16 protein-coding genes, 1 tRNA gene and 1 other annotated feature are annotated in these 22,822 nt (G+C 41.5%); of the genes, 5 read left to right on the top strand and 12 right to left on the bottom strand.

From position 1 onward, the window contains the following. Positions 1 to 134: 134 nt before the first annotated feature. From ACR5KR_RS12745 to ACR5KR_RS12760, 4 genes are all read right to left on the bottom strand, one after another. The gene (locus ACR5KR_RS12745) at positions 135 to 674 is read right to left on the bottom strand and encodes a putative molybdenum carrier protein (protein WP_448266772.1); all 540 of its coding nucleotides are present in this window, start codon (positions 672 to 674) and stop codon (positions 135 to 137) included. 35 nt (positions 675 to 709) lie between these two features. Then, on the bottom strand, positions 710 to 2,554 hold the full coding sequence (locus tag ACR5KR_RS12750; protein ID WP_445626217.1) for a tetratricopeptide repeat protein: 1,845 nt from the start codon (positions 2,552 to 2,554) through the stop codon (positions 710 to 712). A 124-nt stretch (positions 2,555 to 2,678) separates the two neighbouring features. Then, positions 2,679 to 3,449 carry a WecB/TagA/CpsF family glycosyltransferase gene (locus ACR5KR_RS12755; protein ID WP_448266773.1) on the bottom strand — a complete coding sequence of 257 codons (771 nt, stop codon included), beginning with the start codon at positions 3,447 to 3,449 and terminating at the stop codon, positions 2,679 to 2,681. A 222-nt stretch (positions 3,450 to 3,671) separates the two neighbouring features. Then, positions 3,672 to 4,739: a glycosyltransferase family 4 protein gene (locus tag ACR5KR_RS12760; protein WP_448266774.1), complete on the bottom strand. Its 1,068-nt coding sequence runs from the start codon at positions 4,737 to 4,739 to the stop codon at positions 3,672 to 3,674. A 344-nt stretch (positions 4,740 to 5,083) separates the two neighbouring features. Here ACR5KR_RS12760 and ACR5KR_RS12765 point away from each other — a divergent pair, with 344 nt between their 5' ends. Further along, complete coding sequence (locus ACR5KR_RS12765) at positions 5,084 to 6,586, top strand: acyl--CoA ligase (RefSeq protein WP_448266775.1); 1,503 nt, start codon at positions 5,084 to 5,086, stop codon at positions 6,584 to 6,586. Between the two features lie 274 nt (positions 6,587 to 6,860). Here the strand turns inward: ACR5KR_RS12765 and ACR5KR_RS12770 are convergent, their stop codons facing one another. After that, on the bottom strand, positions 6,861 to 7,499 hold the full coding sequence (locus ACR5KR_RS12770) for a ThiF family adenylyltransferase (protein WP_448266776.1): 639 nt from the start codon (positions 7,497 to 7,499) through the stop codon (positions 6,861 to 6,863). Positions 7,500 to 7,518: 19 nt separating this feature from the next. Then, the gene (locus ACR5KR_RS12775) at positions 7,519 to 8,352 is read right to left on the bottom strand and encodes a hypothetical protein (RefSeq protein WP_448270184.1); all 834 of its coding nucleotides are present in this window, start codon (positions 8,350 to 8,352) and stop codon (positions 7,519 to 7,521) included. A 100-nt stretch (positions 8,353 to 8,452) separates the two neighbouring features. On the opposite strand from ACR5KR_RS12775, the gene ACR5KR_RS12780 reads away from it, so the two are divergent. Continuing rightward, a complete protein-coding gene (locus ACR5KR_RS12780) occupies positions 8,453 to 8,833 on the top strand; it encodes a hypothetical protein (protein ID WP_448266777.1) in 381 nt (126 codons plus the stop codon). Positions 8,834 to 8,941: 108 nt separating this feature from the next. Next, positions 8,942 to 8,997, bottom strand: a sequence feature (23S ribosomal RNA rRNA prediction is too short). Between the two features lie 238 nt (positions 8,998 to 9,235). Here the strand turns inward: ACR5KR_RS12780 and ACR5KR_RS12785 are convergent. The 5 genes from ACR5KR_RS12785 to ACR5KR_RS12805 all read right to left on the bottom strand — a co-directional run bounded on the left by ACR5KR_RS12785 (position 9,236) and on the right by ACR5KR_RS12805 (position 13,762). Further along, complete coding sequence (locus ACR5KR_RS12785) at positions 9,236 to 10,192, bottom strand: hypothetical protein (protein ID WP_448266778.1); 957 nt, start codon at positions 10,190 to 10,192, stop codon at positions 9,236 to 9,238. Between the two features lie 73 nt (positions 10,193 to 10,265). Then, positions 10,266 to 11,699, bottom strand: coding sequence for a vWA domain-containing protein (locus ACR5KR_RS12790; protein WP_448266779.1), 1,434 nt, complete (start codon positions 11,697 to 11,699; stop codon positions 10,266 to 10,268). Between the two features lie 559 nt (positions 11,700 to 12,258). Further along, positions 12,259 to 12,332: transfer RNA gene (locus ACR5KR_RS12795), tRNA-Leu, on the bottom strand. Between the two features lie 32 nt (positions 12,333 to 12,364). After that, entirely contained in the window at positions 12,365 to 13,090 is a 726-nt protein-coding gene (locus ACR5KR_RS12800; protein ID WP_448266780.1) for a hypothetical protein, read from the bottom strand. Positions 13,091 to 13,561: 471 nt separating this feature from the next. Continuing rightward, positions 13,562 to 13,762, bottom strand: a complete 201-nt coding sequence (locus ACR5KR_RS12805) for a hypothetical protein (RefSeq protein WP_099100993.1) — start codon at positions 13,760 to 13,762, stop codon at positions 13,562 to 13,564. A 717-nt stretch (positions 13,763 to 14,479) separates the two neighbouring features. Between ACR5KR_RS12805 and ACR5KR_RS12810 the strand changes: the two genes are divergently transcribed. Next, the gene (locus ACR5KR_RS12810; protein ID WP_448266781.1) at positions 14,480 to 16,150 is read left to right on the top strand and encodes an alpha-amylase family protein; all 1,671 of its coding nucleotides are present in this window, start codon (positions 14,480 to 14,482) and stop codon (positions 16,148 to 16,150) included. A 682-nt stretch (positions 16,151 to 16,832) separates the two neighbouring features. Here the strand turns inward: ACR5KR_RS12810 and ACR5KR_RS12815 are convergent. Next, positions 16,833 to 21,518, bottom strand: coding sequence for a GAF domain-containing protein (locus tag ACR5KR_RS12815; protein ID WP_448266782.1), 4,686 nt, complete (start codon positions 21,516 to 21,518; stop codon positions 16,833 to 16,835). A gap of 297 nt (positions 21,519 to 21,815) precedes the next feature. Here ACR5KR_RS12815 and ACR5KR_RS12820 point away from each other — a divergent pair, with 297 nt between their 5' ends. Together ACR5KR_RS12820 and ACR5KR_RS12825 are read left to right on the top strand one after the other, a co-directional pair. Further along, a complete protein-coding gene (locus ACR5KR_RS12820; protein ID WP_322670163.1) occupies positions 21,816 to 22,139 on the top strand; it encodes a YnfA family protein in 324 nt (107 codons plus the stop codon). Between the two features lie 322 nt (positions 22,140 to 22,461). Continuing rightward, entirely contained in the window at positions 22,462 to 22,650 is a 189-nt protein-coding gene (locus ACR5KR_RS12825) for a hypothetical protein (protein ID WP_448266783.1), read from the top strand. The last annotated feature ends 172 nt before the right edge of the window (positions 22,651 to 22,822 follow it).

Here is a 22,822-nt window from a genome sequence, read left to right on the forward strand (position 1 = left end):
AAGTAAACTACGGTAAGTCAATCGACTTAAAGTATTTAAATTACAATGAAGCTACCACAATTCATTTAAATAAGCAAGCTCAATATGGATTTATGCTAAAAAAATATACCGGGGAAAGTTTTATCTCTTTCTTTTTACGACTCCAAGAGCTGCTTAAGAACATATCGGGCACGGTTATAAATAACACCCGGTTGTGAGCTTTCTCGTGGACCAGCAACATTCAAAATGCGAATGTTGTGCTTCTGAATCCAACTCCAGAAACGAGCAGCGTCATTTCCACTGAACGACAGCGCGTTAATAATCAGGACGGGGCGATCGTACTTATGCGCTAGGTCAGCCGTAAACTTTGTTCCTCCTTCAAGCGATCCATACGCTAGGACGAGCGTCCCATCTGAATCTCGAACGTTCCACTCGGTACGTAACGCATAGTCTGTACTCGTCGTCTCTTGAAGCGGGTATACAGATGGTATCTTTCCATCCTCTGCAAGCCGCCCCTTTGGACACCATCCACGAACTGGTAACAAAAGTGATAAAGCTGTATCGAGCGCAGCCCTATCAACTCCTGTTTGACCTCCGGTTACAACCCAAAGCCGTTGATGAGACGATATTGACTCTCGCTTCTTTGATGATGTGGCGGTCGGAAGTGCGATCGCATTTGTTGCTTTTCTTCTCAAACTTGAAAACAATTAAGTCTGAATCCTTATTTTTTTTACATATCTTGCTGATATTCTTCTAACAATTGCGGAATGTGATCGTACCCATCTACACCGATAATCGCAATAATTTTCGGGCGATGTTGCTGTAAGAACATTTGGAAAGCTTCTGCCCCGATTTGTCCTTGTAAAATTGTCAGTAAACCTGCTGGTTGACGCCACTCATTAGAAGCAATTTGCTCTAAAAGATACATTCCCAAAGAACCTGTGTAAACAGTTTTTTCAGAATTTTGCAGATGATAATAAGCTTCTGCTAAATAAGCTAAGTTCCGCCCTTGGAGATACAAATCACCGGAAACTTGCGCTGTTTTAAAACCATCTTCCAGATACTTAATTGCCGTTTGGTATTCTCCGATTACTAGATAGGCAATTCCTAAGCTACTGACACATAAAGCTTTACTTTGAAGATCGCCTAATTTTTCTGATAATTTTAAACCTTGTTCCAAATAATTAATTGCGGCTTCATATATTTCGGGTTCTAGGTTTTCCAATTCCTGAGCTTGCATGACTTCGCTGTAACCTAAATTTACCAGCGCGTTTGCCTCTCCTGTCCTATCGCCTGCTTGCCGACTCAGTATTAATGCTCGTTGACTGTAGTTAATTGCCTCAGCGTAATTTTGCTGTTGTACGTAGGTACGGCTGAGGTGGTTGAGATTGGCAATTTCACAGGTGCGATCGCCTGCATTTCTGGCTATCTCTAGCGCCTGCTGATGAAAATCAATTGAGCGCTGGTATTGTCCCAAAGCACGTTGAGAATAGCCTAAAAGGGTCAAAATCCGCGCCTTTTCCTGGGTTCCTTCGCCTCGCCGCAGTGGTTCATCTAAATAATCTAGGGCATCTCGTAAATAAGTGCCAGTAAAAGAGGCAAAAATTCCGCCGTAAAAAGGAAAATACGGACGCTGGGCAAAGGTTCGTAAAATCTGGAGCATGATTTGAGAACAGGCATCGCTGTATATTGTCCCAATGCTCCTAAAACCACTTGCTAACTGACTCCAAATCACCGCAAAGGTCAAAAAAGTGGAAATGGATAACTTTGGCCCAGCCTTAATATCGTAAGCTTGTTGGTCAAACCAGCTAATTAGTCCCCGTTGCAAGAACTGTAAAATTAATGCCATTTCCACCCAATCTCTGAGGGTAATACCACGCTGTCGTTCGGCAAACTCAATTGCGGATTCTTCCCTAGCTAAGGTGCGAAGGAGTGCTTGGGGTAATTCACTATTAAGTTGTTTCGCCCAACTTGCCCAAGGGCCGCGTTCTCCCGGTACACCGCCAAACCCCAGAGATTCTTTTTGCTCGTACATCCAACTGAGCAAGTTGTCTTGCAATCGCTGCCAAGAAGCTAAACCACGGGTAATCCCTTCGGAAAATTGTTGTAAATCAGCATCTGCCTGAGCAAATTGCAGTAATGCTTTGGACAACTGCTGTAACTGTTGTAAATTTAGCGGATACTTCTGATTCGGGTCAGTAACTCGGATAAATGTCGCTAGACGCTCGGCAGCGCTGGCTCTGGTGATTTCTGTAACTGCGGAGGCGATCGCTTCTGTTGCTTTGTTTTGCTCTTGCCAGCGTTGCCATTGATTTTGAATCGTCTTAACAGCTCTCAAAGAGCGAGTCGCCTTGGCTTTCTTGAGTTCGTCTTTTTCGCTATCTACTTGACTTTGGAGGGAATTCAGGCGATCGCTCAAAGCTAGCTCAAACACTTCCCCTGTACCGGAAGTAATTCCTTTAAGCAGCATTTGATACACCTGTTCTACAGAGCTAATTTTGCCCTTGAGGGTGGTTTCTACAATTTCATCGATTAAGGCAAGATAGCGATCGCTTAATGGCAGAGAGTCTGGCACTTTGGCTACTAGAAGAATGTCACATCAATTCTAATTCTAGTCTTGGCAGCAGAGGTAGGGGAAACAATTTGCCTCTTTTGGGCAGTCATGGTTATAACAAATGCGAAATTTAGAAAAAATTTATTTAGCGATTTGTTATCATTCCTTGAGCGATTCGCTGTTTAACTAAGCGATAAAAAAATAATGGAATGCCTACAAGATAACGGTCTGCTAGACGAGTAGGTTCAGTAATTAAGCGTGTTAACCACTCCAGACCATTATCAGTCAGCCAACGCGGGCCGCGATATATAGAGTCAGTATAAAAATCTAGACAAGCACCCAAAGGTAAAAATACAGTAGTTTCAATTTTATTGAAGTTATCTAAAATCCAGCGTTCCTGTAATGGCATACCAAAACCAATATATAAAATATCTGGTTGGAATTTATTAATTTTTTCTATTACCAAATCATTCTCTTTTCCTGATTTATCAAAATAACCATGATGTCCCTGTACGCGTAAATTAGGCGCAATAGATCCTAACTTAGTAATTGCCTTATCTACTACGCCAGGTTTTCCAGCTAACAAAAATAAAGAAATGTTTTCTCGATCGCACTTTAATGCTAAATCTTCTATGTAATCTGGTGCTGTCATTCGATGTGCAGATTGCATTGAATAACCATTGATTCTAGCTCCTACCATTACACCAAATCCGTCACAAAATACTAAATCAGCCTTATTCAAAAAATCTCGATACCAAGACTTTTCATAAGCGAAATTCATTGCTCTGATATTGACATGTCCTACAACTGTCTTTTTTTTATTTTTTGCTGCTTCTATTAAATAATCAACTAATTCTTGTACTTTAACTTTATGGAATCTTGTATCAAACAATTTAACTTCCGGGAAATTTTTCATTTCTGCACTCCTTTACTTATTAGTCAGTATACCAAGTTTAGAAGAATTAAAACAACAAAATAATAATCCCTTTATCGCTACCTTAAACTTTCCTAATTTTAAATTAAATCTCTACTTGGTAACACCTATCATCTTTGCATACAGAATAAATTACGTCGTTTTTGAATTTGGTGTTTAATACATAGGGCAAGTAACTTAAACCTACTTTCATCAAGATGGTTATCAATTGATAACTGCTGTATAAATCTCTCTTAAAGATGTAAGATATTTGTTGATGTCCAAGTGCTTGACTTTGACTCGGGCATTATTTCCCAAAGATATTCTCAGATTTTCGTCTGCAATTAAAGATTGCATTGCCTCTGACAATTGTTGAATATCCCCCGGATTAACTAATAAACCATTCTGATTTTGAGTAACTATTTCGGGTATTCCTCCTACTGCGGTAGTGATAACTGCCAAACCCCAACTCATTGCTTCTAATAGTGCCATAGGCAGACCTTCGTTGTAGGAAGGTAACACAAAGACATCAGCCTTAGTGAAAAGATCGTCACGTTTTTCTCGATCTACCCAATCAAGAATAGTGATATAGTCAGTAAGATTTAAAGTTGGGAGCAAACTACGAGCTTTTTCTACATCTCCATCCCCCGCTATAACTAACTTGGCTTGGCTTTGTTGAGCAACAGGCATAGCAGCAAATGCTTTAATTAAATCAAAAGTGCCTTTGCGCTCACCAATGCGCCCTAAAAATAAGAAAAATATCTGTTTGGAATCTATTCGCTGTGGAATTTGTGCGGGAATTTTTACTGGGTTAGGCAGAACAATAACTTGCTCAGATTTCAAGCCAAGATTCTCAATATAGAATTTTTTCCAGCTATCTGATAAAACAATGAAACGCGTACATTTACAAAACGACCAACTTAGCCACTGCTTAAGCCATTGGGGTAGTTTAGAGTAAAACAAATGAAAATCAGCACTATGAGTATGAATAATTACTGGTTTTTGAAATAGCCAACCAATAAGAGTAGTAATTGAATGACGAAAAGCGCTACCTCTATCTGAAACATGGATGTGAATTAGGTCAGTTCTTTGGTTTAATAAGTTCCAAAATAACTCACCTATTGCCTGCAAAAAAACTAACACTTTATAGACAGTAGAACCATTTGGTAAAGTCGTAATGTGTTCAATTTGAATATCAGAGGTAGTTTCTTCAAGAATCAGCTTTTCCACTGAAACTATTCCGCCTTGGCGCTCTAAGCTTTCGCCCAACATAGTAATTTTTATGAAACTCATAATTGCTATTAAATTAATATGTTTTGGAAATTGAGTATACGGCTATTTTTATAAACTATTGAACTAATTTCTTCTATTTATATCCAAAGGACTACTCCCAAGGGATCTTGAGAATTAATGCTAATAACTTTATCTGCTTGAGCGCAGATCCTTAAATTTATTTAATGTACACTTTTATGATTTTACAGGATGATCTCCATAACAAAATTCTTTCAGAGAAATTGTTATGAGGGTTATTTAAAACATTGTTGTTAATAACAGCATTCTAGCACTGTCTCATAACTAAAAGCTAAGTAACAATTTTTTGTTTAAGCTAAATCATATATTTACAGGTCGGAAAAACAATGAATTTATTTGAGCTTTTAGTAGGGGAAGACAATCATCCAGCCTTAGTTACCCCTGAAGGGCGATCGCTAACTTATAAGCAATTACGCGAGAATGTTATTGAACTGGTATCTCAACTCAACAGCTTTGGATTGAAACGGGGAGAACGTATTGCCATTGCCATGACTAACGGTTCACCAATGGCGATTACCTTTTTGGCTGCTGCTTTATGTGGCACTGCTGCACCCTTAAATCCCAAATACAAACAAGAAGAATTTGCCTTTTACTACCAAGATACCCAAGCAAAGGCACTGATTACGTTGTCTGAGGGGTCAGAAGCAGCCATTGCTAGTGTCACACCTGATATGGCGCTGATTAATGCCAAGGTAAACACTGACGGCACATTAAGCTTTGAATTAGTCAAAACAGGTTCAGAACCAGGAGAATCCGCGAATCCCACAGCCCCCAACGCTGATGATATAGCGATGATTCTCCACACTAGCGGCACTACCAGTCGTCCCAAGCGTGTGCCGATTCGTCATCGCAACTTAATCGCTTCAGCCGGCAACCTGATTAGTGCTTACTCACTCACAGCAGCCGATACTACACTTTGTCTAATGCCCTTGTTCCATGTTCACGGATTGGTGGGCTGTTTGCTGGCAACTCTGGCTTCGGGTGGTACATTAGTTTGTCCCAATGGTTTTAATGCCTTGGAGTTTTGGAAGTTGGTAGATACCTACAAACCCACCTGGTACTCCGCAGCGCCAACCATGCACCAGACAATTTTGGCGCGTGCTAGCCGTAACCCAGAAATTGTCAAAGCAAACCGCTTTCGTTTCATTCGCTCTAGTAGCGCTTCTTTGCCGCCGATTATCATTGAACAGCTAGAGGCAACTCTGAATGCTCCTGTGGTGGAATCTTACAGCATGACTGAAGCATCTCACTTAATGACTACCAATCCCCTACCGCCAAAAGTCAGGAAACCAGGTACTGTCGGTTATGGCTTCGGTGTAGAAGTGGGCATTATGGACTCTGAAGGCAACCTATTATCTAAAGGAAGCTTGGGGGAAGTGGCGATAAAAGCACCCAATGTTATAGATGGCTACGAAAACAATCCAGAAGCTAACGCCACTGCTTTTGTGAATGGTTGGTTCCGTACAGGGGATCAAGGTACTGTGGATGCAGACGGCTACCTCCGCTTGACTGGACGGATTAAAGAATTGATTAATCGGGGTGGGGAAAAAATTTCTCCTTTAGAAGTGGATGATGTCTTGCTACGCCATCCTGCCGTCGCTGAAGCTCTAGCTTTTGCCGTCCCCCACAAATCTTTAGGAGAAGATATCCACGCGGCTGTGGTTCTGAAAGCAGAAGCTGGCGAAAAAGAACTTTTAGCTCACTGTGCAACTATGCTGGCAGACTTCAAAGTTCCCAGGCAAATTCACATTTTAGATCGACTACCTCGTGGTGCTACCGGTAAACTGCAACGGTTAACGATGGCGAAATTGCTGAATATAGGGGAGTAGGGAGATAACGGAATGGTAGAAACAGCGCGGTGTTAACAGTGGGAAAGAGTTTGAGAGCGATCGCTACTTATACCAATTCAATTTTGCGACACATCTTTGGGTAAAGACGCGATGAATCGCGTCTCTACAAATGGTTTATTTGTCCCATTCTTTTTTCAAATTGGTATTATTCTACTTCACTAATACCCCTCTCCACCTGAAACCGAATTTTCAACCATCAACGTTCGCGCAGCGTCTCCAAGAGTTGCGTTAAAATCACAAACGTCTATGCAATCTACAAAAACAGAGGTTGAACAGTCAGATCCTTCTGAGTGATACTGAAGTTACGCTGTTCTGCTGTGGCAATGAATGAAACGATCGCTTCACACGTCACAGCAACGGTTAACATCACCAGGTTTCGTGCTAATGGATAATCACAGACATCATCATTCACATCGGAAGGAACGCGATAAACGTCATTCCAAATCACCTCTGCATAATCTGCTGATAGTCCAGCATGAAGACAGGGTACGCTTAATTGATCAGCATAATCTTTCACTGCTTGACGTGCCACGCTATTGTCAAAGACATCGATAATTAGCTGGCTGTCTTGAAGTAATTGATTTGTATTTGCTGGTGTTAACTCCTTTGTTTTGGCATCAACTTTAGTACCAATTGCTCGATATAAATTGTTCGCCAAGATTTTCGCCTTGAACGCTCCCACATCGGAACGGTAGTAAGGCTGAGTTGAAAGATTACGCTCCTCAATGCGATCGCGATCTATTACTGTAAGTTTATCAAAACCAGACCGAGCTAAGTTTTCCGCAATGTTAGCTCCTAATGCTCCCGCGCCACAAATGGTTACAGGATAGTTTTTCAGCTTTGCCATCACAGCATTAGTGCGGTAAAGCTGTTCGTGAAAAAAGACACTCATAATAATTCGTAATTCGTAATTAATACTCTTGTTGTTCCATCACACCTACTAAGGATTGCAAGTCAAAATCGCGATCGCGTCCACTTAAGCAAATGCCAGAACTGACAACAGTCAAGTCAGTTTTAGTGATCGCACTACTATGGCGAACACCATCAGCAGTTGTCCAATCGACTGTCCAGTAGTCGCTGCGATCGTGGAATTGATTTAAGGTACCGCCACCCATTTGCAACGCCTTTCTCAATCGCTTTTCATCCTGTTGGGGTTGAGTAAATCCCTCAATACGCCGAGTTGCTAATTCATACACTGTGCGGATTTCTGGAGTAATGCCTTTAAACTGTAATTCCTCAACTGGAATGATTTGCTTAACGGCAGATTGCAGTGTTTCAACAATTACCGGATCGGTACGGCGATCTACTTCCTCGAACCAGCATGACTGTCCATTCCATCGGGTAATGATTTGCTCAAAGGCGATACCCTCGGTAACTAAATGAACTGCGATCGGTTTAACTACCTTCAACCGTTGACGCATATCTGCTTCATTCACGGGGTATGCTAACCAAGTTTGTTTTTGCAGTTGATGTGCTAACCGCAGTCGTATTTGGGGAAAGTGTTGCAGGTATTCTGCAATTTGGGGTAAATCTGCTTCTTTTACAACCGTTGCTGTTTTCTCATCCACAGCCTGAAAGATGCCCCAACCTTGAAATTTACTAGGCTTTGGACTGAAGGTGTAGATCATCCCAGCTACCCGTGTGCGAACTCGTCCGCCTTTGACACAGGGTGCGAGAAATTGGGTGGTATGTAACTGTGCTTGTGCGATCGCAATTTGGTTGATTAGCTTACGGATGTCAGTCATCATTATCTCTATTTACGCATAATTACTCAAGATATTCCTAAAACTAGAGTATATAAAAAAACATAATTGTCTGACAGTAAACCCAATAAATAGAAAAATAATGACTACCCAAATACAACAAATATCAGAGTCCCGAAAAAAGTTAGCATCTGCTTACCGTGCAGTTTACGCAATTGGAGTTTTGAGTATTTTTCTAAGCATAATATTCTTTGTTGCTGGTAGTCGATTGCCCGATCATCTAATATTGGTTTTTTGTTCTTTATTTATTGGTTTACTGTATTTAGTTCTAGGTTTTTTTGTACAACGTAAATCAAAAATTGCACTCGGTATTGCAGTAGGATTGATGTCGCTAAATGTGTTAACAGGCATTTTTAATATGATTCAAACTGGTAAACCGTTTGGCTTGGCTATTCCCATGATATTTTTAGGTCAGACTATAGGAGGATTTAAAGCTATAGAAGTATTAAAGTCAAAAACTTGAAGTTAATTTTAATTTTGTTAATCAATAGCCTCCTACTTAGAAAGTAGTAAAATTCCTGCGTGCAAGTTGGTGGAGCATTGCGTGTTCTCAGTTACTAAAGGGACTCCGCTGGTGAGTTGTTACACACTCTTTTAAGGATGGCTACTTTTAAGCCTACCTCCCAGGTTCTTCGTACTCCCCGTTCACACACGCCCACTGCATTTGGCAGTGTTACTTTTCCTCTCGTACTAGTATGTAGGCTCCAAGAGTTGGGGCACGCAGGATATTTATATAATACAATATGCTACAAAACAAATGGAACAGCGATCGCTGTTGTCATTGCCATAAAGGAAATTAAGCTAGAATCCTTCTTAGTCAGATAGGAATCAAAGGTTTCAAGTTTGATATGCAAACAACATTCATTTAACATTCTTTCAAATCAGTGTATAGTTGGGGTTCGATTAGAGAGTGTCGCAAAAGCATTTTTACAACTAATTTTAGAAAATTTTGGGCAGTGAAATCATCTTTTAACACTAATAACTCTTTTGCAAAATCTGGTTGACTACCGTGTGTTATATTACTTCTATAAGCATAAAGTTTTTTCCAAATTGCACTTTCAGATGTATTTACAAAAAACTGAGAGTAATCCAATTGATGACTAAAACGCTTTGATAATAAATTGATTTTATTTGTAACTTGTCGCGTAATGGAGTCTCCTGTATCAATTGGCTTATGTGTAATCAAAAATTCAATAATAGTAAATAGCCCAAGAATCTTGAATTTAGAATTATGAGGAATATTCTTCAGTTCGTGTAGCATATTAACAGCTTGTTTTATCTCTGGATATTTAGTCTCATTTAATTGCTTATAATCTAAGTATATTGCTCCTATATCTTGTAATATTATATCATCAATAGATTGAGTTAAAAATAAACCACTATTCATTTCATTAAAATAATTGAAGGTATGTATTGGATTTTTCAGAATTCCAACCCCTTTTGATTCTTTATGATATAAAAACTGTAATCCGAATTCTAGCTCTATTTTTGCTAAATTTGCTATCTGTGCTAAATCATGAATTATAGAATTATTTTCCTTAAAAGTTAGTATATAGTATTTCCAATTTTGTGGTTCAAGCTGCTGACTTTTAATTCTTTTGTTGGGTGTATTCAAATCTTCAACATACACTAATTCATAAGGAGATAAATTAAATCTAGAAAGTTCATAAAAATATCCTGAGTCTAACAAAGATTTTCTAATCTGACCAATTTGGATAGAATCAGCTTTTTGAAAGTAGCAGTCTTCAATAACTTCAAAAGGTAGATTGCAGTTTACATCAAGTAGGTTAGCTACAAAAGCGAAGCTAGTATTTTCTGACATATTGTCTCAAAGCTTAGTTTTAATATCTTTATCAGGATGCGTTAGAAATAACTATGACACACCCTGATACACTCTATTTATCATCTCGCACAGGCAACGGCATATCCAGAATCTCCATTAGCAAATCCAGACGAGAGGGGCGCGTCAGGAGTGGGACGATGTTCGGCAAGCTGTAGTAGTCACCTGCAAAGGTGAACGTATCTACAGGTGCTTGCTGCTGCTTCAGTTGGCTCTCCACCCAGTTGTAATAAGTACCCACACGGACAATCACCACATTGGGCATTATCGCCAACTCCCGGCAGTAGTTCTTGTAGACTTCACCGAAATAAGGAGCAGCATTTTCGCCCTCATCCGTCACCAGGATAATCTGGTCAACTACCTGCTTCTTTTTCCGCATTGCTTCCAATGCACAGCCGATACTAGTACCACCGCCTGCTTTGATGTGCTGGAAGGCGCGTTCCCAGTCGCTCAACTCCTTGCCTTTTGCTGTAATAGCGTAAGGAATGGTATCGAAGGCGTAGACAAACAGTTCTGCTTTTGTGATACCAGAGATGAGGGCAGCGAGTTGCAAACCCGTCGCGATCGCATTTTCCATTGAACCAGATTTGTCCACCAATAAAGCAGTTGGACGAGCGATCGCACCACGCCGCTTTACCTGTTCGTTAGTCACCTTTTCCAGTTGGGCAACGGTGTCTGCGTCAAAATCTCCTGCATCTGTGGCAACCTGTGCTTTAAATGCTGAGACACGCCCACTCTTAGAAGCTGCTTCCAGCTTGGAATCAATCAGCTTCTTGACTTCTGGATGATCCATTGCACCTCTAGTCTGGAGAGACTTGAGGTTGTTGATCGCTTCTTGAGGAGTCATGCTGTTGATTAACGCCACCAAGACAACTGGAGTAAGTTGCTTGATAGTACCAACTGCGATCGTATAGGGAATTTTGAACTCCACAATCAGCCGTGCCTGTTCTGCGGCATTTTCTGCCTTAGCAAGCTGCTTCAGCACATTTGCTAAGGAACCCTCTGGAGGAGTATCACCAAACAGAATCGCATTTGCCCGTTCATTTGGCTTGATGTGCAGTGAAGCATATAAGTGCTTCATTGCTTTACGACCTCGCAAAGCGGCGCGATCGAACAGAGCCGGATTGCTTTCTCGCACCTTCAAGTAACGCCGTACCGCAGTCCGAGCCGAACGAGGTAGCTTATTCTGCTGCTGCTTCATGAAGTCCACCACACGAGCTACCTGATAGGGTGGAAACTCTTGCAGCATCATAAATCCAGCATCTCGGTGTTCAACCAAATTACTGGTTAACAAATGAGCAACAAACACCTCTTTATGATCGCGGACATCACCATGATGCTGATACCAAACTGCCAGATGTCCGTAGAATATGGGATCGAGTTCAACAATTAACTGGTGAATTTCTGCGACTTGCTCAAGTTTGCGATGAGGAGTTGTCAGCAAACTGTTGAGCATTTCCAAACGCAGATCGCGTTCTGCGGTATTCATGGGAACCTCCTTTAAGAATTTTGGATTTTGGATTTATGATTTTGGATTGCAATCGAAAATCCAAAATCTAAAATCTAAAATTGAAGGAGGCAGATGTTGCACGCGGGGCGATATCACCGCGCAAGTTGTAGAAGCATTGAGTATAACTTTTGCAAAATTATGTAAGCTTCTGCGATCGGGGCGCGGCAACAACTGCCAGTTTTGATATGAGTATCGAAATCGTTAGTACTACTCCCTAAAAGTAGTAGCTGCGTAAACTGCCATCATATCTGCCGCTATTGCGACAGCACTTCTTGAAAGCAGCGACCAGAACCACAAAGACAAAGGTCATTGTTACCAAGCTTTTCTTGTAGTTCCTTGTCGCCATGAACAAGGCGATGGCCACGTTTAACAGCTTTTTCAGATGGGAAACCACGACGACGTTTGCTCAAGGGTTCAAAAGCAGAAATCGTCGAAATCTTCAGGCTCGATGTTGAAAGAAGTAATCTTCTTCATCGTTTTCACCTCCATATTTAAATGAAATGAAATAAAATCACCTCATGCAAGTCGAAAAAGCTGTTGGTTCACACACGGGATTTGAACCCGTAGTTGCTTGATCTTGATTCAAGTGCCTTACCATTCGGCTAGTATGTAAGCTTTTTCAGTTAGGGCACGAAGTGAAAACTTTAGTTTTGAGAAAGTTGATTTAAAATAAATCGAATTTCTTTCTTATTACACTGCTTTTTACTAACAGCGTAAATTTTTCGACCTCTATAAATTGCAGCAAAATAATTAATTCTACCCTTGACAGCATCCATCACATAATGAGTGTGTACTGGCGGAATATCTTCAAAGGTAATTAAATACCAAATCTCGTTTAGCTTTTGGTATTCATGATAATTATCAATGATGAGAATATCAGTTTGTTCCGGTTTTTGCTGCTGCTTTCGAGGTATTTTCTCGACTGCACAAAGAATTCCGGTTTCAGGATGGATATAGAAGCGATCGCGGTGGCTTGCATTTAGCTGATTTCGATACCCTTGATAAGGCTTGCTATAGAAACCATCATCAATTATTTCCACATGCCGTTCAACGTAGTCCCACACATGATCGATAACATGCTGTCCTGCCATTGTACTGGGATCTAGTCGTTGACACAGTTGACTGTAAACGTCATTCCAAGGCTGTCCAACTTGCGATCGCAAAAACCGACGCAGAGGGCCGAGATGATCTGAAAGATACTTAGATTTATTTATTGGTTTAATCAGGTAGGGATTCAACAATCCATCCTGAATTGCATCCTGGGTGATTTTGTATAATTGCTTCTTAAAGCCAGTCACCTTTTTGAGGCTAATTCTCCTTCCACCGCGAGGACGCTCAATTACAATTTCGCTCAAACGATGTTCGCTCATATCTCACGTTGTTTAAATGCAGTTGTACTAATTGAGTTGTTATTAAACATGAGTTAGCTAACATCATTGAACTCACCTCCGTATTGAGTAAAGATTATAGATAAATACAATTTAAATAATTGGAATTCCGCACAAGTTAGCAAAGCAGTTTTCACAATTGCCTTTACCAGTTTGGCTACGCTCCCATCAAAGGGAGCGACAGGAATCGAACCTGCATTCCGTTGCCGGAGTGTGTGTAGGCTTTACAAGTTAGGGCGCGGAATTAAGTCTTAAATCATTCCGTGCAAGTTCAAGAAGCTTTTTACAGCTACGGTCGCTCTTACCAAATATTGGCAGTGGGCACGCACGCTAAATCTGCGAGAGACTTAGAAATCATGCTTCGCTTATTCGATCGCTCGAACTTTACTACCTTAGGGCCGTTATCAATGTGTATGTATGCTTCTTCTGTTAGGACACGGATGACTCTGAAAGTTAACCATAGACAGCTTCAGGGCGGACGATCAGATCGCCACTAGGACGGCGATCGATTACGTAAGCAGAAAGGCGATCGCTATTTACATCTAAATGTCGAGCAACCCGCTCCTTCACCGCCAGATCGTTCATCCCTGCTGCAATTCCCAATTGTGTTTTTGGCACATCAACAGAACGTCCTTCAAATCGAATATGAACCATTACAATCACCTCTTGTTTTCGTATTAGTGGATCTGATCGGGATTGAACCGATACCCTCCCTGTGAGAGTTACACTCACACCTCATGCGAGTTGAAAAAGCTGTGGTTACACCGCAGGAATCGCACCTGCAACTTATCGTTTTAGAGACGATCGCTCTACTATTGAGCTAGTATGTAAGCTTTTTCTGTCAGGGCACAAGTGACATCTGGGAACTCTACCGTTAGAGCTACAGACCCAAGAAAGCATTATTGCAATGCTTTGGAGGAGGCTGTTCTTTAATACTACAAATGTAGTACATAATTTACATAATGTCAAGTGTCGGGATGGATCTGTTAAGCTGAAAGCCATAAAAAAATAAAAATTGCAGGCTGTAAAGCCATTGAGCAGTGGTATAGTAGGATTCCACTTGTTACAACTACAACGGATAGCGCAGCGTAAAGCCTGCGGCATGGCAACTCTTGGAGACGCTACGCGTAGCTTGCTTCTCTGTAAGTACGCTTAGAGCGAGTACTCGAGCGTCGGGAATCTCCCTTTAGGTGACGCTCCTTCTCTGCGAGACGCTACGCTAACACCAGTGGCCTACGGCGGGAAACCCGCCTACAGTGCTGGATTCACCGCAACGCAGTGGCTCCCCCACAAGAATCATCCTTTGATTCGGCAACGGCAGCAAATCTAACTCTATCGACAGATATTTAAGAAAAACCAAAAAAAGATACGATGGCGAAAGCGATCGCTGTAAGTATTATGCTAAACCTCTGGTATAAAAGTGCTGTCATCTATTGCATTGATGTTGAAACGTTTATGGATGGTAACGGCGATGGCATCGGAGACTTTGAGGGACTGATCGATCGCCTAGATTATATTGCAGGCTTAGGCATTAACTGTATTTGGCTGATGCCATTTTATCCCACACCAAACCGAGATAACGGCTATGATGTTACGGATTATTACAGTGTAGATCCGCGTTTGGGAACATTAGGAGACTTTGTAGAATTTCTCCGTCAGGCAAACGATCGCGGGATGCGCGTTATTGTTGACTTAGTAATTAATCACACCTCGACTGACCATCCTTGGTTTAAAGCTGCTTGCAAAGATCCGCATTCTAAATACCGGAATTATTATATTTGGTCAGAGGAAAAACCGGCTGATGCTGAGTCAGGAATTATTTTCCCTGGCTATCAACAGAGTACTTGGACATATAATGAGGAAGCTGGAGCCTATTACTTTCACCGCTTCTTTGAGTATCAAGCAGATTTGAATATTGGCAATCCTCAAGTCCGCGAAGAATTCGACAAAATCATGGGATTTTGGCTGCAACTGGGGATTTCTGGCTTTAGAGTTGATGCGGCTCCGTTTTTAATTGAGCTAAAGGGTATTGAAAAACAGGCAGATATTAAAGACCCTTACCGTTATCTGCAACAGATGCGGAACTTTCTTTCCTGGCGGCGAGGAGATGCGATCGTTCTGGCAGAAGCAAATGTCTCAATGGAGGATGTACCGAAATATTTCGACGATGGCGATAAGTTGCAGATGTTGTTTAGCTTTATCGTTAATCAGTATCTCATGCTTGCCTTGGCTCGCGAAGCAGCGGCTCCTCTTATAGAAGGATTGAAAGCACCGCCAAAGATTCCAGACATTTGTCAGTGGGCGCATTTTATCCGCAATCATGATGAATTGTCCTTAGACAAGCTCTCTAAATCGGAACAAGAAGAAATATTGACCAAATTTCATCAGAATAAAGAGCAGGTGTGGATTTACGATCGCGGTATTCGGCGTCGCTTTCCACCTTTGGTTCAAGGAGACGAGCATCGGATTCGTTTGGCTTACAGCCTGATGTTTACTATGCCAGGAACACCAGTCCTAAAGGCGGGTGAAGAAATTGGCATGGGAGACGACTTATCGTTGGAACAACGCGACGCCAACCGCACCCCAATGCAATGGTCAGCCGAGTCTAATGGAGGGTTCTCGACCGCTCCTAGCGATCGACTTATTCTCCCGGTGATCGAAGAAGGGGAATATGGCTACCCACACCTGAATGTCATTGCTCAAAGAAGAGATTCCAACTCACTTTTAAACTGGATGGAACGAGCAATTCGGATGCTTAAAGAATGTCCAGAGTTCGGTTGGGGAAGTTGGGAACTGATTGAGACAGATAACTCAGGAGTGTTAGCTTTACACTATCAGTGGCGCGATGGAAGGGTTGTAGCCCTTCATAATCTGGCAAAAGATGGTTGTACAGTAACTCTCAAGTTTAGCGGCGATCGCGAATCCCATTGGATTGATTTGCTTGGAGATAAACCCTATGAGCCGATCAAACATCCAGAAAGCGGCATACAACTTGAAGGCTACGGCTACCGTTGGGTGCGTGTTGGTAGGGAACGCCTTTAAATAGGGGTTATAGCGATCGCCAGATAGATTAGGACATAAAATAGGTGTGGCTCAAATAATATCAATTCAAATGCCCATTCTGTCCGGCAAGAACAGCAACCCTAGCCCTAGATATTAGCATCAAAGCTGGCATTAAAAGCACCGGCGGAACTATCGCAAAAAGATAGATGTAATACTACCCAATACGGTTCGGATAAGCATTTTTCATAATCGAGTGTGGTCTGGGGAATGGGTTTGGAGGTATTGGGTAAAGGATGTATTCAAAACCAATACCTTTTCCCTTTCCCCTTGCCCCTTATCCCTAGAGCAGGGTGGTTTCATACAAGCAGAGAAAAAATAAAACTGAGTTTCAAAGCCTCTCTCCGCTTCGGGGAGAGGTTTGGAGAGGGGTCAAAATCTATGGTTGTACATGAGAAATCAAGACTTATGTATTTTTCTTTTTTTGTATGAAACCACCCTGCTTGCCCCTTATCCCTAGAGGGGGCCCCACCTTCCCCTTTAACCGAACCGTATTGTAATACTATCCACATTTCGCAGGTGCGATCGCTTTCGTGTTGTATTTTTGAAGTATGAGTATTTCAGATCGCAAATCAAAGTACAAGATTATTCATCGCTTAGGCATAGTGGCATCAAGGTAAGTCGCTTAGTGACCACCTGCTCCCTGCCGACGCTCGCGGACTCGCTAACGCTGCGCTATCCTGCCTTCTGCCTCCTTGACGGCTTTGTTTTTAATTAAAAAGTATTGAATGCAGTTGACAAATTCTTCTAATTCTAAAATTAAATTAGTAGTACCTTTAAGGTCTCGATCGCTAGCTAGTTGTTCTAGTTTGTCAGTTGCTAAGTACATAGCTGTGGCTCCAATGTTGACACTAGCACCTTTAAGGTGATGAGTTTCTCGTGCTATTTGCTCAAAGTCATCAGCTGCGATCGCTGCTTTAATTATCTCTAAACGGGGTTTAATATCTTCAACGCATATTTGCAATAAATTTAATTCAAATTCTCGATCGTTTCCTGATATCTGATGCAAGTGTTCCCAATCAATTGCTAAGTCCGTGGAAACTGTCTGTTCATACACACCTGCCTCTTGCTGGGAAACGATCGCACCTGTCCAATATTCTAGAGTCTGTGCCAATTTTTCTTTAAATACTGGCTTACTCAAATAGTCGTCCATTCCGGCATTTAGACAAGTTTCTTCGTCTTCTTTCATCACATTAGCTGTCATCGCAATCACTACGGGACGATGACCCAATGCAAAAGCATCCTCTTGCCAACGATGAATTTCTTTTGTGGTTTCCAAACCGTCGAGAATTGGCATTTGGCAATCCATTAAAATCAAATCGTAAGGAATTTTTTCTAAGAGCTGCAAAACTTCCTTTCCATTAGCAACGACATCGGCTTTGTAGCCCAAACTCTGGAGTTGCTTTAGTGCTACTTTTTGATTCACCAAATTATCTTCAGCTAAGAGAATTCTTAACTTGGATTTAGTAGAAGGATTAGGAGGACAGGAAGTAAGAATACTTGAAGTTTCTGTACTGGTAATTTCTTCTGTAGCCTCTAGCTTTCTGTTTCTACACCCTTGTTCTGATTCCGGCTGAGTTTCTAAAATATTTATGATGGTATCAAGGAGTCGTGATGGCTTAATGGGTTTGAATAAATAAGTAGCAAATTTGATTTTGAGCGCCTGTTGTACTTCATCCCGTTGATTAGTAGAGGCGAGTATAATCAAAGGGATCTTAGCAATTGCAGAATTGGCTGGAATTTGTTCTTTTATTGTCATGCCATTTGTTTGGGCTATTTGCATATCAACCAAGGCAACATGATATGATTTCCCCTGCTCGCTAGCTTGCTGAATAACTTTAACTGCCGCAGCAATACTGTCAGCTCGATCTACCTCCATTCCCCAATGAGTAGCTTGATGGGAGATGATTTTATAATTAGTAGTGTGGTTATCCACTACCAATAAGCGGCGATTTTGCAAAAGTCCGCGTTCGCATTTTGGCTCAACAGGCTCAACTTGTTTGTTAAAAAGCAACTCAAACCAAAACTTAGATCCTTTGTCCATCTGGCTTTCTACCCCAATCGCTCCTCCCATCAAAGTTACAAGTTGTTTACAGATGGCTAATCCCAAACCGGTACCACCATACTTGCGAGTGGTCGAAGCATCCACTTGGGTAAATGGTGTAAAGAGTTTGCGTTGGTCTTCAGGGCTAATGCCAAGACCTGTATCTGTAATCGCAAAATGGATGGTGGCTGTAGTCAAAGAAAGCGAACGCAATTCGGCTTGCACTAATACCTCGCCAGCGCTGGTAAATTTGATGGCGTTGCTGATTAAGTTCATCAAAATTTGCCGCAGCCTACCAGTATCTCCTTTGAGTTGAGTGGGGACGTTGCGATCGATTAGTGCGGCAATTTCTAATCCCTTGTTATGGGCTGAAGGAGCCAATAATTCCACCACGTCTTCTACACAAGTGGATAGGTCAAAATCGAGAGTTTCGAGAGCCATCTCTCCAGCCTCAAGTTTGGAAAGATCCAAAATCTCATTGATCAAACTTAAAAGAGCGTCTCCACTACTGCGAATTATTTCAATAAAATCTCGCTGTTCTTCGTCTAAAGGAGTATCTAACACCAAACTAGTCATCCCCAATACAGCATTCATCGGAGTGCGAATTTCATGACTGATATTTGCCAAAAAGGCACTTTTCGTCTGAGAAGCTAATTCGGCTTGGCGACGGGCAATTTCAAGTTCTTGTCGCTGACGAGTTTCTGCTGCTAATAGTTGGGCTTGGGTCAAAGCAATACCTACTTGGTCGGCTATTTGCCGCAAAAGATCGGTTTCAAAGCTAGACCAGTGGTGGGAATCGTCACACTGATGAACTATAAGCAAACCGCGAAGTTCTTCTTTAACAAGAATGGGTACAACTAAATTGACTTTCACCCCAAACTGTTGCATTAATCCCAGATGACTTTGTTCAACTTCCAAAAGATCCAAGTTATCCAGTCCGAAAACCTTGCCTTGACGGTACTGCTGTAGATAGTACTGTTGGAGATATTCTGCTTCAAAGTAGGGGGCGGCGTTGTTTTGCTCTTTGATTGCTGGTAAGCCAGAAACTACTGCTTCAACAACGGTGTTTGCAGACTGATCTGGCATCAGCTGATAAATTAAAACTCGGTCAGTCTGGAGAATCTTTTGTACCTCTTCAACAGTGATTTGGAGAATTTCTTCGATGTCCAAAGATTGACGAATCTTCAGGGTGATTTCAGTAAATAGTTGCGATCGCAAATTTTGGCGTTGTATTTCTTCTTCAGCCTGTTTACGCTGGATAAATTGCCCTACTTGCTCGCCGATAGAATTCATCGTTTTTACTAAATCTTCGTCAAGGGGCTGGATTTGACGATTAAAGCAGGTAATCACGCCGAGAATTTTGTTACCACTGCGGATCGGAAAACCAAAAGCTGCGTGTAGTCTTACTTGAGCAGCTATTTTGAAGTTAGGCAAATTAATATCTTTAGCGATATCAGCGATCCAAACCGATTCAGAACTAGCCCAAACCCTTCCAGGTAGTCCAATTCCGGGTGCAAAGGTGGTTTGCCGCTTCAGTATTTCAAACTCTTGCGTCTCAAGGGATGCTTTATGCCAGATATCGAGAAAATGCAGCACATTTGCTTGCTCATCTATCATCCAAATTTCACCCAAATCCCATGCCAAACTCTCACAGATTCCTTGCAATATTTGGCGAGTAGCTTCGCTAATTGTGGCAGACTCCGCTAAAACGCGGGTTGCAGCATATTGTGCAGTCAGATGCTGTTGTGTCCGTTTGGCATCGGTAATGTCAATACCAGTACCGACAATGTACTCAACACAGCCCTCATAGTCTTTTAAATTGGTATTCGACCAGGCAATCAGCCGCCGACTACCATTCTTCATTACCCAATAATTTTCGTACTCATTGAATAATTGACCAGATAGCATCTGCTCGAAAACTGCTTTGACTGACTCCACTTCTTCAGGAATGAGGAACAAGTTCCAGCAACACCTACCTCTGACTTCATCAAAGGAGTAACCAGTCATTTGCTCGCAAGCTTGATTGAAACGAATGATTTGCCCTTGAGAATCGAGAACTATTACCAAAGCACCGACCGTATCAAGGACTGCTGAGATAAAGTTGCGTTGTTGATTTAAGGTTTCTTCTGTCCTCTTGCGCTCTATAACCTCACGATAAATCAAGTAGTAGACTACAGCAAGAACGATAAAACTTAGGCAAATAGCGATCGCCAATGTGAGAATTGTGTTCCTAGTCCAAGTCTTTGCTGCTTGTGACTGCTGTCTAATTCTTCCCCTGTCCTGGTTTTCTATCTCATCGATCGTCTTGCGGATATCATCCATGAGATTTTGTCGATCGTTTCTCAGCAGTACTTGCAACGCTGCCTCTAATCCCTTATTTTGGCGCAAATCGATAGTCTGTTTTAGTTCAGTAAGTTTAGCCGTTATCAGAAATTCAAGCGTTGCCATCTGCTTTTGTTGATTCGGTTGAGCTGCTGTTAAATTCTTCAGCTTGGCAATTTCTCGATCGACGTTACTAAGTGCTGTTTGATACGATTTTAGATAAAGTTTGTCTCCAGTGAAGATGTAACTACGTTGCCCAATTTCAGCATCCTTTACCTGGGACAGTATTTCCTCTTGGCTGTTAAGTTTTTTATAAGTATTTGTTACTGTACTGCGATTAAAATTACTAAATACTCTTGTATTTTGATCGGAAACCGCCCCAATCAAAACTAAAATTATTGACGACAAACCAAAACTTGCTGCAATCTTTTTGAAAAATTGCTTGCGTACCCTCTGTACCTGGTTGCTTTTCTTGGAAGCAAGTACCAAACTTGCTAAATTTCGGCGCAATTCCAGTTGCTTTATGACTTGACGACCTAAAGTTTGTAATGCCTCTATTTGTTCTAAATTAAGTTCTCGTGGTACGTAGTCAATTACACACAGCGTTCCGAGGGCGTATCCTTCAGGGTTAGTTAAAGGTACACCAGCATAAAACCGAATATTTGGGTCAGATGTCACCAGTGGATTTGTTGCAAACCGTTCGTCATTTTTTACATCAGGCACTACCAAAACATCAGACTGGAGAATGGCATGGGCACAGAATGCGAAATCTCGGTGCGTTTCTGAGACATCCAAACCGACTTTTGACTTGAACCATTGGCGATTTGTATCAATTAAGCTAATTAAGGCAATAGGAGTCTGACAAATATACGAGGCTAAACGAGTCAGATCGTCAAAGGTGGCTTCCGATGGCGTATCGAGAATCTTATACTGCAAAACTGCATCGATTCTCTGGGCTTCGTTATCAGGTAATGGTGCTTTCATCCTTGAGCCTTATCTACATTCTGGGGAGCAGGGGGGCAGGGGAGCAGGGGAGCAGGGAGCAGGGGAGCAGGGGGCAGGGGGCAGGAGAGCGGGGAGATGAGGCAGATGAGGGGACAAGGGGATAAACAAAACTCCTAACTCCTAACTCCTAACTCCTAACTCCTAACTCATTACTCATTACTCCCAATGCCTCATGCCCAATTTGGTCAATAAACTTACCTTTAATTAATGACAATAGTTTACTTAAAACCGTTAGCGTAATTTTACTGACTTATATGTTGTTAAATAATCAATCAAATGCTTAAGTCTCTGCTGTATTTTTTGTGGGCTGGCTTATTGGAAATTGGAGGCGGCTACTTAATCTGGTTGTGGTTGCGCGAAGGTAAGCCGTCCTGGTTGGGGATATTGGGAGGAATTGCTTTAGCTTTCTATGGGGTTATTGCAACTCTCCAACCAACAAATTTTGGCAGAGTCTATGCGGCTTATGGCGGCGTGTTTATTGCAATGGCAATGCTTTGGGGTTGGAAGGTAGACGGGGTAACTCCAGACCGCTACGACTTAATCGGAGTATGTTTAGCTTTAGTAAGTGTTTTAATTATCATGTTTGCCCCCAGAAGTTAAGTAAAATTTCTAGATTATTTTGAACTTTTATAGTGTTCCCTGTTAAACAAATAATAATCTCACGCAAAATTGCAAAAGTTTTTTCGCAACTAACCTGTTAGAAGCAGGTATCTAGATATCTACGTGTTTATGAGGGAAATATCAAAATTGCAAAAGTTTTTTCGCAACTAACCTGTTAGAAGCAGGTATCTAGATATCTACGTGTTTATGAGGGAAATATCAAAATTGCAAAAGTTTTTTCGCAACTAACCTGTTAGAAGCAGGTATCTAGATATCTACGTGTTTATGAGGGAAATATAAAGAGAACTCATGATGCAGCATTTTGCAACTAGATGAGGTATACTTCTCCCCAATCCTGACGCTACTTGCTTCTCTCTTCTCTAAAATGACGATCGCGATCGCACGAGTAGGGTATTTCTCTACCTCATATTGGCGTAGCCTCTGTCTTTGCACCCTGTTCGCGATCGCACGAGAAGTTGAAATTCAGTGCATATTTGGGCAAATTATCTGAAAATACTAACAATAATTTACAATACGCGTCAAATATCACAATTATTTTGGTTTGTAACAGTAAGTAACTAAAAATTCGTAATTTTGCCCGGCTTTAATAAAATACTATTCTTCTATTCTTCAAAAAAAAAGATGCAATGTAATGATTGCGTGTTTATACGCTAATTTAAATC

The organism is Nostoc sp. DSM 114159, assembly GCF_053470285.1.